Origin of the sequence: Crocinitomix algicola, from assembly GCF_001661595.2 — a bacterium.
GTDB lineage: Bacteria > Bacteroidota > Bacteroidia > Flavobacteriales_D > Crocinitomicaceae > Crocinitomix > Crocinitomix algicola.
The window spans coordinates 45,780-60,427 of sequence record NZ_LYPF02000030.1; the positions used below are offsets into that span (position 1 = coordinate 45,780).

Genomic DNA, 14,648 nt, shown 5'->3' on the forward strand with positions numbered 1-14,648 from the left:
ATGAAAAAGGTTGACTTTAGGAGCGACACGGTAACAAAACCGAGTAGGGAAATGCGGACATTTATGGCGGAAGCAGCAGTTGGTGACGATGTGTTTGGAGATGACCCCACTATCAATGAATTGCAAAATTTTGCTGCTGATATGTTTGGTAAAGAAGCCGGATTGTTCTGCTCATCAGGTACGATGACTAATCAAATTGCAATTAATGTTCATACCCAGCCAGGGGATGAGGTTATTTGCCATGAAGAGGCACATATCTATCGTTATGAGGGTGGAGGAATTGCAAAAAATTCAGGTGCCTCAGTTCGATTTATTCGGGGAAATCAAGGGAGAATAAATCCTGATGAAATAATTGACAACATAAATCCAATGGATGACCCGCATTACCCACGAACAGCTATGGTTAGCATAGAGGATACGGCCAACCGCGGAGGAGGACTTTGTTATAATTTCGAAGACATTAAAACTATCGCCGAAATTTGTAGAAGGGAAAAATTAATTCTTCACCTAGATGGTGCTCGAGTTTTCAACGCGCTGCAAGTCAGTGGCGTGGACCCGAAATTATATGGCGAACAATTTGATACTCTTTCAATTTGCTTGTCAAAAGGTTTAGGTGCACCTGTTGGATCCTTATTACTTGGTTCAAAGTTATTCATCGATAAAGCGCGAAGGGTGCGCAAAGTTTTTGGCGGTGGAATGCGACAAGCGGGAATTATAGCCGCAGGAGGTTTGTTTGCGTTAAAAAATAATATCGAACGGTTGAAAGTAGATCATGATCATGCAAAAAGAGTTGGTGAAATTTTGTCAAAACAAGCATGGGTTGATAAGGTTTTACCTGTGCAAACGAATATTGTGGTTGGAGTTTTGCAGCCTGGAATTTGTGAAAGAACTATTGTAAATCAACTTGCAGATAGGGGCATTTTATGCGTACCTTTCGGTAAAGGTCGGGTGCGTTTTACCACGCACTTGGATATTTCAATGAAAGATATTGAGTTTTTAGAAAAACATATTTCTTAGGTTTAATTATGAATAGAGTTTTTAATATAGCTGTTTTCTGGTTTAGCCTCGTTTTTGGCGTGACATCCTGTGCTACAGGAGATTGGTCTAAAGAAGAAAAAGATAAACTGGTTGATCGTTGTCGAAATGAAGGAGGTTCTCGATCATACTGTAATTGTTATTTAAATGCTGCAATCAAAGCTTACCCAAATCCTGAAGATATGGAGGAATTGAGTTTTGAAGAGGCGGTGGAATTATCTATTCAATGCAAATGAAGTATTTATTTTTCATCAGTATTTTCGGCTTCATAGTTGCTTGCGGAAACAAGTCAGAGAAGGAGGAGCAAATTTCATTTGAAGATTTGGTAGGTGAAACAGGGGTTTTGGAAGATAAGGATACCATTGAAGTAAAAGATTCGGCAGTAAGTGTTCCCCAAACTAAAATTGACCAATTTATTGTCTCGCAAATGTCTGTTTTTGATACAGCTACAGTTGAAAAGTTTCATCCAATTGATCGGTTTTCATTTAATCGGAGAGTAAAGGTTGAGTTTAAAAGTAGAGAGAAGGTTAATTACGACGAAATAGAAGTTAATCCAAGAGTGAAGCTGCATTATTATACATTTAGTGATACCGCAAAAACAAAAAATGCTTTATACAATTGGCTTGATTGTTTCGGAGAAGATTGTCAAATGATCAATTTAAATCAGGATACCACAGGGATTAAAACTCCTCCAATATTCGCAGTGGTTTATGATACATTGATTCTAGCGCTTAATTACCGTTGTGAAGATCGGAATTATAATTGGAATCCTTTTCAAGATAGTTTATTAAGTCAATTTGGTTATAATTATAATTACCGGCTAAAAGTAGCTTGTGGGGGTCCTTTAACTTGGGGAAAATGATCCGCTATTGAATATAAGGCTATGATTTTAACCATTTAATTCGTTATTCCAATTAGCTTTGCTAAGCATTTTAAAGCGATTCATTATAATGTCTAAAATCAAGGAGTTATTCTTAAATATAATCCGTTTTTTTCCGCTTCAACTGGTTCTTATTCAGTTGAAAAAAAGCCATTTTATGGTGGGGATATGGATAGTTTTTATGGGAATTATATCGCAAAACTTAGGGACCAAATACGGGATTCCTTACCTCTTCCTTTCTCCGGAGTATTTAGGAGAGGTAAGCTGGATGTCATACCTAATACTTGGTTTTGCTCTTGGCGGTTTTTTTATGGCCTATCACTTGTATAGTTATATCATTCTAGGTCCTTACTTTCCCTTTCTCGTTACATTTTCTCGACCTTTTTATAAATTTTCGATTAATAACTCTTTCTTCCCATTGCTTCTTTACATTTTACTCGTTTTTAATATTTACGATGTGCAATGCAATGAAGAGCTGATATCGTTATCTGAAGTTATCCTCGAAATTGTAGCGCTTACAACCGGTATAATTTTATTTATTATTCTCTCTGTACTCTATTTTTTTCAAACGAATTTGGATGTTTTTAAGCTAAAACGACGACGAGAGCAAGAGAAGGCGGGACGAAGTTTGTATAGTCGCGCGAGAACTTTATTCACCAGAGAAAATTTTTGGTTTCACCATCATCCAAATGTAACTTATCAACCGAACCATTATTTTGGAGGACTTTTCAAAATTGCACGCGCTAGACAATCTAAACATTATGACCGCACTGTCATTCGGGATATTTTTAGGCAAAACCATTTGAACGCATCTTTTTTTGAACTAGCCTTGCTAGTAAGTTTTATCGTAATGGGGTTGTTTCAAGATTATTCTTTAGTTGTGATTCCTTCTGGAGCAAGTTTTTTCTTGTTAAGCACTATTATCTTAATGGTCGTCACAATATTTTATTCATGGTTTAGAACGTGGGCTGCAAGCCTAATCGTTTTGTCGTTGATCTCATTGAATTATTTTTCAAAAGGGACTGGTTTTTTGCAATCCGATAATAAGGCATACGGTTTAACTTATAATAAGCGTTCACCATATAACTTAGAAAGGTTAAAGCAAATTCAGTATAGCCAAGAAGTGTTGGTGAATGACATTAAAATACATGAAAATATTCTTGAGAATTGGAAGAAAAAGGCGATTGTGGCGCAACAAAACAAAAAACCAAAATTGATCATAGTCAATTGTTCTGGTGGAGGTTTGCGTGCAGCTATGTGGACACATTATCTCTTTCAAGAACTTGATGAAAAAACGAGAGGAACTTTTTTTAAAAGTACTCATTTAATAACAGGGGCTTCAGGAGGAATGGTGGGTGCAGCCTATTATAGAGATGTCTATAATTCTACACATTTTGCAGAACGACTGGCTAATAGGCAAAACTATTTAGACGATATTTCTAGGGATTTACTAAATCGAGTAGCATTTAATTTGGCCTCCCATGACATCTTTTTAAGATATCGAAGATATGAAGAAGAGGGCGAGGAATATCTAAAAGATCGGGGATATTCTTTCGAAAATCAGCTCAATAAAAACACTCATTTTTTAATGGATAAAACCTTGTTGGCTTATCAATCGAAAGAAAATAGTGCTGAAATTCCATTAATGATTTTTTCGCCTACTATAATCAACGACGGAAGAAGGTTAATAATCGGCACGCAACCTTATTCATTTTTAAATGGAACTGAATTCCAGCAAAAGAACATCGGTCCCGAAAATATTGAATACCTCAAGCTTTTTGAAGATCATCACCCACTTAAGATTAAATTCACATCTGTGTTGAGAATGAATTCAACATTCCCATACATACTCCCTATGGTAGCGCTTCCTACTTCCCCTGAAATACATGTGATGGATGCTGGAATTAGAGATAATTATGGAACAAAAAGTACCATGAGATATATTGCTGGACTTCAAGATTGGTTAAAGTCGAATACCAGTGGTGTAATTGTTGTTGAAATGAGGGATATTGACAAAGATTATGATATGGTCGGAAACGGTGAGTTTACACTTTACGATCGTATAACAAAACCATTTTCTAATTTTTATGGTAACTTTTATCAATCTCAAGAATTTAATGCAACGGAGTTAATTGAAAATACCAAGATAAAAGGGCTACCTATTGATGTGGTAACTTTTATCCTTAGAAAAGATCCAACCGAAAAAATCGCGTTAAGTTGGCACCTGACCCAGCGAGAAAAAAATGATATCGTTAGAACATTTTTAAATTCTAAAAACCAAATCGAATTAAAGAAATTATTAGATTTACTAAAATCATAAAATAATATGGAAAACAAATTTGATGAAGAAAATGAGAAGATGAAGAATGGTAATGAAGGTGCTGAATCAAATCAAAATAAGGATAATTCATCCGATTGGAAAACGATAGAAGAAGATCCTACAAAAATTAATATTGATAGCAATTTGGGAGAGTTGGCGTCAGGTACGTTAGACTTTTTAAAATCTATACTTTCTTTAAGGCATGGTAATTATAAATTTCAGAAAGTAATCGATGAGGCCAAAGAAAACATAGTTTTCGAAGGATACAATGTTTGGGTTTTAATATGCTCAATTGTTGTCGCCTCTGTTGGATTGAATATGGATTCAGTTGCGGTTGTAATCGGCGCCATGTTGATTTCTCCGTTGATGGGACCGATTCGTGGAATTGGTTTTGGAGTTGGAATTAATGATTTTCCTCTCCTAATTTCATCGGTTAAAAACTTTGCCGTTATGGTGGGAGTGTCCTTAGTAACCTCAATCGTATATTTCCTAATCACACCAATTGATATTCATACAACTGAGTTGTTGGGCAGAACACAACCTAATTTTTTGGACGCTATTATTGCATTTTCTGGTGGTTTGGCTGGTATTATTGCATCCGCGAATGGAAAAAATGATACAATCGTTAACGGTGTGGCTATTGCAACGGCCTTAATGCCTCCCCTTTGTACAGCCGGTTGGGGAATAGCAAATGGAGAATGGACTTATTTCCTAGGGGCTTCTTATTTATTTTTATTGAATTCCTTATTTATTGCGTTATCGACAGTAATGCTCCTACGTTATTTGAGATTTCCTAAAAGAGAATATCTGAGTGAAAAAGTAGAGAAAAAAGTACAAAATTATATCGTAATTTTCTTAGTTATAATTATTGCTCCTTCAGCTTGGTTATTTTACAAAATGACGAAGAAAAGTATTTTTGAATCAAATGTTACAGAGTTTGTTGATCAAGTTGTAAGACCTTCAGAAGAAAATATGATTGTAACTGTTAACCCAAAATTTAGCATGAGCGGTTCTGTTATCGAATTGTCATTTTTAAATACCTATATTGACTCGACAATGCTTGGTACTTGGAATAGATCATTAAAAAATCACAACCTTGAAGATGCTAAAATCAAGATCTTCCAAGGACAGGATGATGTTGCAATGATGGATAAAAAAATTAAAGAAGCTTTAGGGCTATCTGGGAATCAAAACGAGCTGATAAATTTGCTGAAGGAGAAAGAGTTACTCGTGAGTCAAATGGAGGATCGATTTGAGCGCTATCAAGCAGAACAAGAAAAACAGAAAGATCCAATTGACTTCGATTATTTATTGCGTTCGTTCAGAGCGGAGTATAATGAGATTAACAATGTTACTATTAATAGGGGATTTACCTATGGTCAAGAACAAATGGATACAACCTATGTAATTGCTGTAAACTTTAAAGGAAACGTGGATAAAGCAAAGCAGAAAGAAGTAAAATCTCGTATGAATAAGAAGTTTTGTTTCGAACTCAAAGAAAAAGCAAACATTCAGCTTGATTCTGTAAGTGTGATAAACTACTAAGCATGATTGATCGATTAATTTTTTTGGTGTCAATCTTCTTCTACACGAATGGTCATTCACAAATTCAATACAGTTTAGAAGCAAATATCGGATTAAATCGAATAGGGCTATTCTATGAATTAGGGACAGAATTTGTAAAAAGGAATCATGTAGTGAGTATTGGTGCACGATTATACGAACCCGATTTGGTTTTTGAAAAAGATTTTCCTGGATTAAGCTTGGCCTATGAATATGGTCTTCGAAAATCAACTCAAAACGCGCTTTTTATTGGTGTTGCCATCGACGCTTTTACAGAATTAAAAGATGAAAACCGTTTATGGCTTTATAATCCTAGATTGACGCTGCGTGGACAACGACGTATTGCTCAAAAATGGTCACTAAATTTGGGGTTGGGGTTTGGAGGCACAATAAACATGCTACAGAGTGATGACCCTGAAATTGCAAATAATTTTGTTTATGTAAATTATGAATTGGCATTCGGTTTTATTTATCATATTGGTTCTACTCAGTAGTGGAATCAATAGTTGTCATAAAGAAGAAGTCTATACGATTCCCGTTATTTATGGACATGCAGGAATTTCGCTTTCGCCAGAACGGGAAGTTTTTCCGCGAAATACAAAGCCATCAATTCTTTATGCCTTAGATGTGCTAAATGCAGATGGTGTCGAAGTAGATGTGCAAATGACAAAAGATTCGGTCCTCGTTATTTATCACGAAGATTTTTTAGAAGAATCTACCAATGGTTCTGGTTGCGTTTCAGAAACCGACTTTGAAGAAATAGAATCTTTGGCTTACTTTAAGAAATATAAAATTTTAAAATTAGAAGAGGTTCTAAAATGGACTAATACCCGTGATAAAAAGTTATGTTTAGATTTGAAACACTTTAACGCTTGTAAAGAAAACTATGTAGATTTTGAAGCCTTTAATTTAGCGTTCAATAAAGCTTTATCAAAAATTCAAAATCTTAACAAAGCTAATGTTTCAATTAATTCGAGAGCTATTAATTTGCTGACAATAATTGAAGATACAGAAGTTAACCGTATCTTTGAAAATGATGATGTCAAATTAGGCTTAACTTATTTTAACGATGGCTTAATTGATAAAGTAGCAATTAAACTCGCTGCTTTAAATGAAAACAATTCGAAGGTATTGAGACAATCGGGTATTGATTTTATGGTTTTTGGAATTAAAACTAAGGCAGAGATTCGAAAAGTAAGCGTTTTTAACCCTACCGACATTATATCTGATAATATTGCAGCAACACGAAAATTTTATTATTAAAATGGGGAATAAGAAAAAGAGAGTAAATATTGTATACAGTACTAATCCAGACTACAGCTACGAGGATGATGATTATGAAGTAGAAGAAACTCTAGCTCCCAATCAGCAAAATCTGCGTGTATCAATTGATCGTAAACAAAGAAAAGGTAAAGAAGTTACACTGATAACAGGTTTTGTAGGAACGGAAGATGATTTAAAAGCGTTGGGGAAAACCATTAAACAGAAATGTGGCGTCGGAGGCGCAGTTAAGGATGGAGAAATTATGGTGCAAGGAAATCACCTAAAAAAAGTACTTGAAATTTTAAAAACAGAAGGATATAAAGCTAAACAAAGTGGCGGTGCTTAAGATCAGCATGAGCTAACCCGATTCTAGACGTCGGATGTGAAGCATCCTTTTAACCAATTTAAACCCTATGAAAATAAAAAAAAGTCTAAAATCGGGGCTCATACCATACTGACAATGATGCCAGTTTTACCCTACCTCAAAGATAAGTTACTTCTTTGCTTAAAATCGATAAATAACTTAAAGTGATAACCTTATTGATTGATTGGCTATTCTTAATTCTTAATCCAAATTGAAATCTATAAAAACTCATTCTTTCCCTTTTTTGTTTCTTGTGTTTTGAAGGAATTATATTACATTTGCTTAATCGAAAAACAATGGATAAAAGAACCATTCTCAATAGCAGGCACTTCGAAATAACGCTGAGGCGATTAGCGAGTCAATTGAAAGAAAATCACGGAAATTTTGAAAATACAGTATTAATTGGTTTACAACCACGGGGTATCCATGTGCTAGCTCGTTTAAGGTCGATTCTTGAAGAAGATTTAGGGACAGAAATAAAATGTGGGCAACTGGATATTACGTTTTATAGGGATGATTTTAGAAGAAGGGAACAACCAATTATACCTAGCGTCACAAATATCGATTTTATGATTGAAAATTTAAACGTGGTGCTCATAGATGATGTGTTATTTTCAGGTCGAACAATTCGAGCCGGTTTAGATGCGCTACTTGCTTTTGGACGACCAAATAGAGTAGAATTATTAACGTTAATTGACCGAAGGTTTGAAAGACACTTACCTATACAGCCAGATTACTCGGGTAGGACGGTAGATACACTTTCAAGTCAAAGGGTATCAGTTGAGTGGGTTGAAATAGAAGGAGAGGATAAGGTAGTTTTATATACGGAAAGTAAATAGATGAACAATTTAAGTGTAAAACATTTAATCGGAATTAAAGACCTCACCAAAGAGGATATCGAGTTAATCTTTCAAACTGCTGACAGCTTTAAGCAAGTGATTAATCGACCAATCAAAAAGGTCCCCTCTCTACGCGATATTACAATAGCTAATCTTTTTTTTGAAAATTCGACAAGAACTAGATTGTCTTTTGAGTTAGCAGAGAAAAGATTGTCTGCAGATGTAGTTAATTTTTCAGCTGCAAGTTCATCTGTGAAAAAGGGAGAGACTCTCATTGATACCGTAAACAATATTTTAGCAATGAAAGTTGATTTAGTTGTCATGAGACATCCAAATCCAGGTGCTGCTAAATTTTTATCCGAACGAATTGACGCAACAGTTGTAAACGCTGGTGATGGAACGCATGAACATCCCACACAAGCATTGTTAGATGCGTACTCTATTAGAGAACAGTTAGGAACTGATTTTAAAGGTAAAAAAGTCGTTATCGTGGGTGACATTAAGCATTCGCGTGTCGCCTTATCAAATATCTTCTGTCTCCAAAAACTAGGAGCTGAAGTCATGGTTTGTGGACCGACAACTTTAATACCTAAACATATTCACGAATTAGGAGTAAAAGTTGAACATAATTTGAAAAAGGCTTTAGAATGGTGTGATGTTGCCAATATGTTAAGAATTCAACTCGAACGGCAAGACATACAATTTTTCCCCTCTTTAAGAGAGTATTCTATGCAGTTTGGACTAACAAAAGAACTTTTAGACAGTTTGGGAAAAGAAATCATAGTAATGCATCCGGGTCCAATAAATAGAGGAGTAGAAATCTCTTCAGATGTGGCTGATTCAAAGCAATCGATTATCTTACAGCAAGTTGAAAACGGTGTGGCTGTGAGAATGGCGGTAATCTATTTGCTAGCAGCTCAAATTAATCGTTAATTTGGTTTTGGTAGGAGAGGTTTTAACTTCTACTAAACGCTTATTTCTTCAATAATTCTGATGAATTGAAGTTGATGTTTTAAAAAAAATGATAAATTTGAGACTATTGTTTTTTACATATGTTTTTTTTATTTCTTTCAGGCTAGGGAGGAAAAAACAGATAAACAGAAGACGTAACTGAAATTGTTTTAAATTATGAGTTTTAATCAGCAAAAAAAGGAAAAGTATACAGAAGTAAACTCCCAAGTTGATAAGTTGGATGCGAGCCAATCGCCAGAGCTGAAATCCCTTTTCTTAATGTTGAACAAAAATTCTGAAAACAATATTGTCTTAAACTTAGAAAAGACCAAATATTGTGATTCTTCCGGGTTGAGCGCTATTTTAATTGGAAATAGATTGTGTAAAGATTCAGGAGGGAAGTTTGTTTTAGCTGGGTTACAACCTAACGTAAAAAAACTCGTCGAAATTTCACAATTACATAATGTGCTTAATATAGTTGGTTCTAGCAAAGAAGCTTCAGCGCTTTTTGAATCTTAGTAAGAAACACTTTCTGTGTAATGAGTAAATACAAAGAGCTAGATGAGACAGATTTTTTGTACTTTATAAACCTTCTAGGCGAGAAATACGTCCTCGCTGATCAAGTATCAAAAGATAAATATAATCACGACGAAACTGAGGACTTAAAGTATAATCCTACCGTCGTCCTAAAACCAGAAAATACCGCTCAGGTAGCTGAAATTTTGGCTTACGCAAACCAGAATAATATACCTGTGACACCTCAAGGTGCACGAACAGGTTTGAGTGGCGGTGCGCTGCCTATATTTGGAGGTGTGGCTCTGTCAATGGAGCGATTTGATAAAATAATAAAAATTGATACCGAAAATGGTCAGGTTACAGTCGAACCAGGCGTGATTACTCAAGTATTGCAGGAAAAAGTAGCAGATGAAGGATTATTTTATCCTCCTGACCCTGCAAGCAAAGGTACTTGTTTTATCGGAGGAAATCTCTCAGAAAACTCCGGAGGTCCTAAGGCTGTTAAATATGGCGTTACAAATGAATATGTACTAAACCTAGAGGTTGTGCTCCCAACTGGTGAAATTATTTGGACCGGTGCTAATGTGTTAAAAAATGCGACTGGATATAATTTAACACAATTAATTGTTGGATCAGAAGGTACGCTGGGGGTTATAACTAAGGCGGTGTTAAAATTAATACCACTTCCTCTTAAAAATATGCTTCTTTTAATACCTTTCAATTCCGCAGAAAAAGCCTGCGAGGCGGTTGCTGCAATTTTTCAAGCAGGAATTGTTCCAAGTGGAATGGAGTTTATGGAACGAGATGCTTTAATATGGACCAAAAATTTTATAAATGATGATTCTATTCAAATTCCAGATAACGTAAGGGCCCATTTATTAATTGAGGTGGATGGCAATTATGAGGACATTTTAATGCAGGATTGTGAAAAAATTATGGCGATTGTCGAGTCTTTTGGAGCTGGTGAAGTTTTATTTGCAGATTCAGCTGCGCAAAAAGATAAACTTTGGAATTTAAGAAGAAAAGTGGGGGAGGCTGTTAAATCTCAATCGGTATATAAAGAAGAAGATACAGTGGTTCCTAGATTTCAATTACCCAAATTATTGAAAGGTGTAAAAGAAATTGGAGTTAAATATGGTTTTCATTCAGTTTGTTACGGACATGCAGGTGATGGAAATTTGCATATCAACATTATTAAAGGTGATTTGACTGATAACGAATGGAACGAGGAGTTACCTAAAGCTATTCGTGAAATTTTTGAATTAACTGTTGGATTAGGAGGAACGATTTCTGGAGAACATGGAATTGGACTTGTCCAGAAAAATTATATGGATATTGCTTTTGGTGAAATTGAATTGAACCTTATGAGAGGAATTAAAAAACTATTCGATCCAAATAATATTCTAAACCCTGGTAAGATATTTCAATAAAAAAGGGAGCCAATCGACTCCCTTGTATTTTTATTCATCATAACATTCCACTTCCGGATGTTTGGCCCGATCAAATTCGAAAAGTGAATCTGACATTTCTATATTCTTTTTAAAACTTGTGAGAATGTATTTCATATTCATTCCATCCTTGCCTTTAACCAGTACGGAAACAACTTCATTCTTTTCTTTATCAATTTTTAATATTATCGCAAAAAATTTACTTGATTTTGCATCTTTAGGAAAAAGATTGATATGGTGTACAGCTTTCCCTTTATAAGTAGTTTCTTGAATATATTTATACTTATATCCGTCTTCCCAAATCGTTAAAATTTCGCTTGGAGAAACCATTCCTTCTTCTTTAGAATCGGCCACAGATGAAGTAAAGCATTCTTGGTCTTCTTTTAAATGCGTTGTAATCGTTTCACCGTCACAATAAATATCTTGATCTTCAAGTTCAATTTTATATTTATCCCCCTTTAAAGATGCCTTGCCACTCTCGGTTATTGGAGCATTTCCATCTTGTCCTGTTATTCTTAACTCAAAACTAATTGCAATATTCTCATAAGCATTGGTTTTTGAGCTTACTTTATCGAGTATTTCTTTTGCCTTCTGATCTTGACCAATTGCAGTTCCTACAAACAAAACTGCCATTAATATTCCTATGCTTTTTTTCATATTATTTTTTTTCATCACAAATATCCAAATTCTATGCCAATTCTATTTAATATCAGCCAAAAAAAGTTCTAAACTTACAAGGTCGGCAACCAAAACCTCCCGTGCCTTACTGCCTTTAAATGGTCCAATAATGCCAGCTACCTCCATTTGATCAATAATTCTACCTGCTCTGTTGTATCCAATTTTTAGTTTTCGTTGCAGTAAGGACGCAGAACCTTGCTGATGAGTAACGAGTATTTTTGCTGCCTCTTCAAATAATGTATCGCGGTCATCCAAATCAACATCTGGTGCACCTTCTTCATTTTCGCCTACATATTCAGGCAAGATTAACGCGTCAGGATAAGCACGTTGATTACCAATATAATCACAGATTTGCTCTACCTCCGGTGTGTCTACAAATGCGCATTGTAATCGAGTAAGATCATTACCAAATGAGATGAGCATATCTCCTCTACCAATAAGTTGTTCTGCCCCCATTGAATCTAATATAGTTTTAGAGTCAACACCGGAAGAAACTCTAAACGCAATTCTCGCGGGAAAGTTGGCTTTAATCATACCCGTAATAACATTCACAGATGGTCGTTGAGTAGCGACAATTAAATGTATACCAATTGCACGTGCTAATTGCGCTAACCTTGCTATTGGATGCTCAATTTCTTTACCTGCGGTCATTATTAAATCGGCAAACTCGTCAATTACAACCACAATGTAGGGTAAGAAGCGATGTCCGTTTTCAGGATTTAATTTACGTTGTATGAATTTTTTATTGTACTCTTTAATATTACGGACTTGAGCATTTTTCAATAACTCATATCGCTCATCCATTTCAATGCAGAGCGAATTCATGGTGTTCACTACTTTACTTGTGTCCGTAATAATTGGCTCTTCTGCGTCTGGAAGTTTAGCTAAAAAGTGTCTTTCTATCTTATTATAGAGTGTTAATTCTACTTTCTTAGGGTCAACCATCACAAATTTTACTTGCGAAGGATGTTTTTTATAAAGAATTGAAACCAAAATTGCATTTAAACCTACGGACTTACCTTGTCCGGTTGCACCAGCACAAAGTAGGTGAGGTGCTTTTGCTAAATCAAAAACGAAGGTTTCATTCGCAATAGTTTTTCCAATTACAATTGGTAACTCCATGTCAGAGTTTTGAAATTTCTCCGAAGCTATCATAGTACGCATAGCTACCATGTCGGGGTTTGCATTTGGAACTTCGATACCGATTGTTCCCCTTCCTGGAATTGGAGCAATAATTCTAATACCATTGGCAGCAAGGCTTAAAGCAATATCGTCAGACAGGTTTTTAATTTTAGATATCCTTACACCCGGGGCAGGCACAATTTCATATAAGGTTACAGTGGGACCTACAGTTGCTTTTATTTTTGAGATTTCAATTTTGTAATGGCCAAGCGCTTCAACAATTCTATTTTTATTGTTCTCTAATTCTTGTTTGTCGATTTTAAGTTGTGAACCGCCATAAGATTCCAATAAGTCAAGTGTAGGTAGTTTATAGCTCGATAAATCTAAAGTAGGATCATATTCTCCAAATTCCTTGAGTTTATGGTTCACGTCTTTATTGCTCAGTTCATTTTCTGCCTGATTTTCTTCTATTTCAATATTTAAGGCTGGCTCAATTTCTGTTTCTTCTTTTGGGATATTGATTTCGAATTCATCTGTATCATCATTCAATTCTTCCATCGATTCAGACGCTACGTTTTTTTCCGTGATGAATGTTTCATCTGTAGACTCTTTAATCTCATCTTCTTCTTCATCCTTTTCATCTTCAAATGAAATTACTTCACTTATCTCGTCCTTCTTTATCTCTTCATCTTTTATTGTGTTTACGGCTATGATATCGCCGGTAGGAATAGTTTCTGAATTAGTATTGTTATCTGATTTAGCAAAAGGATTGTATTGTTGGTATAGTTTCTTGAAATTAGGGTTGAACATTTGAACGATGACAACGAATAACAAAACCATTAAAAATAAAAAAGCGCCAAAACTACCCACAACAAGTCTTAACCATTCGTTAAATTGAAAACCGAAAAGCCCTCCATATGGGAAAGATCTATCTACGGTGAAAAAACCTAATACGAGTGAAATTGTAAGCATACCTATAATAACACGACCAATAAATTTCTTTAGAGGCATGACTTCGACTCTGAAAAGTAAAAATATACCTAGGGCAATTAGAATGATTGGAACAAAAAATGAAGCTAAACCGAACCACGAAAATATGAACCAGTGAGACATCCATGCACCGAACTTGCCTAAATGATTGCCAATTTCAATTTCATCTGTATTAAATATGAAACTGAATAACGATTGATCCATGACTAGGCTTTGATCAGCTTTCCATGTGATAAGGTAAGATACAAAAGCCAGTAATAAATAAACGGCGCCCAACATGAGGATTGAACCAGCGGTTAGATTTAGCTTTCTGTTATCTTTAGAAAAAAGTTGTTCTAAAGGTTTTAGCAAATTAAATTTTCGCTCAGCGCCTTTTGATTTTTTTACTTTTTTCGATTTTTTTCTATTAGTACGTTGTGTTTTCTTTTGTTCCCCGATAGGTGCTTCTTTCTCCCCCTTCGTCTTTACATATTTATTAGATGTCTTTGTCATCGTATAGCTCCTCTTATAATATTACAGTGTATGCAACAAAAATGCTAACAACGAAGGTAAGGGTTAATTATGCTATTATAAGGAGGTGATATAGACATCTGTCAACAAATAAATGTTAGAAATTCTTCGTGGTCTCCCAAAAAAATCTTAAATTCGATGTTTATAAGAAGCTGATTATGAAGCGTTG

General features: G+C 35.2%; 14 protein-coding genes. 12 read left to right on the forward strand and 2 right to left on the reverse strand.

Features of this window, described 5'->3' with window-relative positions:
- The 12 genes from A8143_RS15965 (at position 1) to A8143_RS16020 (ending at position 11,161) form a co-directional block, all read left to right on the forward strand.
- The gene (locus A8143_RS15965) at positions 1–1,017 is read left to right on the forward strand and encodes a threonine aldolase family protein (protein ID WP_066759940.1); all 1,017 of its coding nucleotides are present in this window, start codon (positions 1–3) and stop codon (positions 1,015–1,017) included.
- 8 nt (positions 1,018–1,025) lie between these two features.
- Entirely contained in the window at positions 1,026–1,271 is a 246-nt protein-coding gene (locus A8143_RS15970) for a hypothetical protein (protein ID WP_066759943.1), read from the forward strand.
- Positions 1,268–1,897, forward strand: coding sequence for a hypothetical protein (locus tag A8143_RS15975; protein WP_139134402.1), 630 nt, complete (start codon positions 1,268–1,270; stop codon positions 1,895–1,897). The genes A8143_RS15970 and A8143_RS15975 overlap by 4 nt, the downstream gene beginning before the upstream one ends.
- A 175-nt stretch (positions 1,898–2,072) precedes the next feature.
- Entirely contained in the window at positions 2,073–4,235 is a 2,163-nt protein-coding gene (locus A8143_RS15980) for a hypothetical protein (protein ID WP_139134403.1), read from the forward strand.
- Between the two features lie 6 nt (positions 4,236–4,241).
- Positions 4,242–5,780: a TIGR00341 family protein gene (locus A8143_RS15985; RefSeq protein WP_066759949.1), complete on the forward strand. Its 1,539-nt coding sequence runs from the start codon at positions 4,242–4,244 to the stop codon at positions 5,778–5,780.
- Between the two features lie 2 nt (positions 5,781–5,782).
- Positions 5,783–6,292 (forward strand): hypothetical protein, encoded by a 510-nt coding sequence (locus A8143_RS15990; protein WP_066759951.1) that lies wholly within the window; start codon positions 5,783–5,785, stop codon positions 6,290–6,292.
- Positions 6,246–7,061, forward strand: a complete 816-nt coding sequence (locus A8143_RS15995; RefSeq protein WP_066759953.1) for a glycerophosphodiester phosphodiesterase — start codon at positions 6,246–6,248, stop codon at positions 7,059–7,061. Before A8143_RS15990 ends, A8143_RS15995 begins: the two co-directional genes overlap by 47 nt.
- A gap of 1 nt (position 7,062) precedes the next feature.
- Positions 7,063–7,407: a translation initiation factor gene (locus tag A8143_RS16000; RefSeq protein WP_217494827.1), complete on the forward strand. Its 345-nt coding sequence runs from the start codon at positions 7,063–7,065 to the stop codon at positions 7,405–7,407.
- A gap of 314 nt (positions 7,408–7,721) precedes the next feature.
- On the forward strand, positions 7,722–8,264 hold the full coding sequence (pyrR, locus tag A8143_RS16005) for a bifunctional pyr operon transcriptional regulator/uracil phosphoribosyltransferase PyrR (RefSeq protein ID WP_066759956.1): 543 nt from the start codon (positions 7,722–7,724) through the stop codon (positions 8,262–8,264).
- The gene (locus tag A8143_RS16010) at positions 8,265–9,197 is read left to right on the forward strand and encodes an aspartate carbamoyltransferase catalytic subunit (protein ID WP_066759958.1); all 933 of its coding nucleotides are present in this window, start codon (positions 8,265–8,267) and stop codon (positions 9,195–9,197) included.
- A 195-nt stretch (positions 9,198–9,392) separates the two neighbouring features.
- A complete protein-coding gene (locus A8143_RS16015; RefSeq protein ID WP_066759960.1) occupies positions 9,393–9,734 on the forward strand; it encodes an STAS domain-containing protein in 342 nt (113 codons plus the stop codon).
- Between the two features lie 20 nt (positions 9,735–9,754).
- Positions 9,755–11,161 carry an FAD-binding oxidoreductase gene (locus A8143_RS16020; protein ID WP_066759961.1) on the forward strand — a complete coding sequence of 469 codons (1,407 nt, stop codon included), beginning with the start codon at positions 9,755–9,757 and terminating at the stop codon, positions 11,159–11,161.
- A 30-nt stretch (positions 11,162–11,191) separates the two neighbouring features.
- On the opposite strand, the gene A8143_RS16025 is transcribed toward A8143_RS16020, so the two are convergent.
- Positions 11,192–11,836 carry a LolA family protein gene (locus tag A8143_RS16025; RefSeq protein WP_175437560.1) on the reverse strand — a complete coding sequence of 215 codons (645 nt, stop codon included), beginning with the start codon at positions 11,834–11,836 and terminating at the stop codon, positions 11,192–11,194.
- Between the two features lie 42 nt (positions 11,837–11,878).
- Positions 11,879–14,461, reverse strand: a complete 2,583-nt coding sequence (locus A8143_RS16030; RefSeq protein ID WP_066759963.1) for an FtsK/SpoIIIE family DNA translocase — start codon at positions 14,459–14,461, stop codon at positions 11,879–11,881.
- Between the last annotated feature and the right edge of the window lie 187 nt (positions 14,462–14,648).

What these genes read in the sequence shown, in the direction of transcription:
- A8143_RS16010 (WP_066759958.1), top strand. Translation starts at nt 8,265, where the DNA reads ATGAACAATTTAAGTGTAAAACATTTAATCGGAATTAAAGACCTCACC.
- A8143_RS15980 (WP_139134403.1), top strand. Translation starts at nt 2,073, where the DNA reads ATGGTGGGGATATGGATAGTTTTTATGGGAATTATATCGCAAAACTTA.
- A8143_RS15985 (WP_066759949.1), top strand. Translation starts at nt 4,242, where the DNA reads ATGGAAAACAAATTTGATGAAGAAAATGAGAAGATGAAGAATGGTAAT.
- A8143_RS15970 (WP_066759943.1), top strand. Translation starts at nt 1,026, where the DNA reads ATGAATAGAGTTTTTAATATAGCTGTTTTCTGGTTTAGCCTCGTTTTT.
- pyrR (WP_066759956.1), top strand. Translation starts at nt 7,722, where the DNA reads ATGGATAAAAGAACCATTCTCAATAGCAGGCACTTCGAAATAACGCTG.
- A8143_RS16000 (WP_217494827.1), top strand. Translation starts at nt 7,063, where the DNA reads ATGGGGAATAAGAAAAAGAGAGTAAATATTGTATACAGTACTAATCCA.
- A8143_RS15965 (WP_066759940.1), top strand. Translation starts at nt 1, where the DNA reads ATGAAAAAGGTTGACTTTAGGAGCGACACGGTAACAAAACCGAGTAGG.
- A8143_RS16015 (WP_066759960.1), top strand. Translation starts at nt 9,393, where the DNA reads ATGAGTTTTAATCAGCAAAAAAAGGAAAAGTATACAGAAGTAAACTCC.
- A8143_RS16030 (WP_066759963.1), bottom strand. Translation starts at nt 14,461, where the DNA reads ATGACAAAGACATCTAATAAATATGTAAAGACGAAGGGGGAGAAAGAA.
- A8143_RS15995 (WP_066759953.1), top strand. Translation starts at nt 6,246, where the DNA reads ATGAATTGGCATTCGGTTTTATTTATCATATTGGTTCTACTCAGTAGT.
- A8143_RS15990 (WP_066759951.1), top strand. Translation starts at nt 5,783, where the DNA reads ATGATTGATCGATTAATTTTTTTGGTGTCAATCTTCTTCTACACGAAT.
- A8143_RS16020 (WP_066759961.1), top strand. Translation starts at nt 9,755, where the DNA reads ATGAGTAAATACAAAGAGCTAGATGAGACAGATTTTTTGTACTTTATA.
- A8143_RS16025 (WP_175437560.1), bottom strand. Translation starts at nt 11,836, where the DNA reads ATGAAAAAAAGCATAGGAATATTAATGGCAGTTTTGTTTGTAGGAACT.
- A8143_RS15975 (WP_139134402.1), top strand. Translation starts at nt 1,268, where the DNA reads ATGAAGTATTTATTTTTCATCAGTATTTTCGGCTTCATAGTTGCTTGC.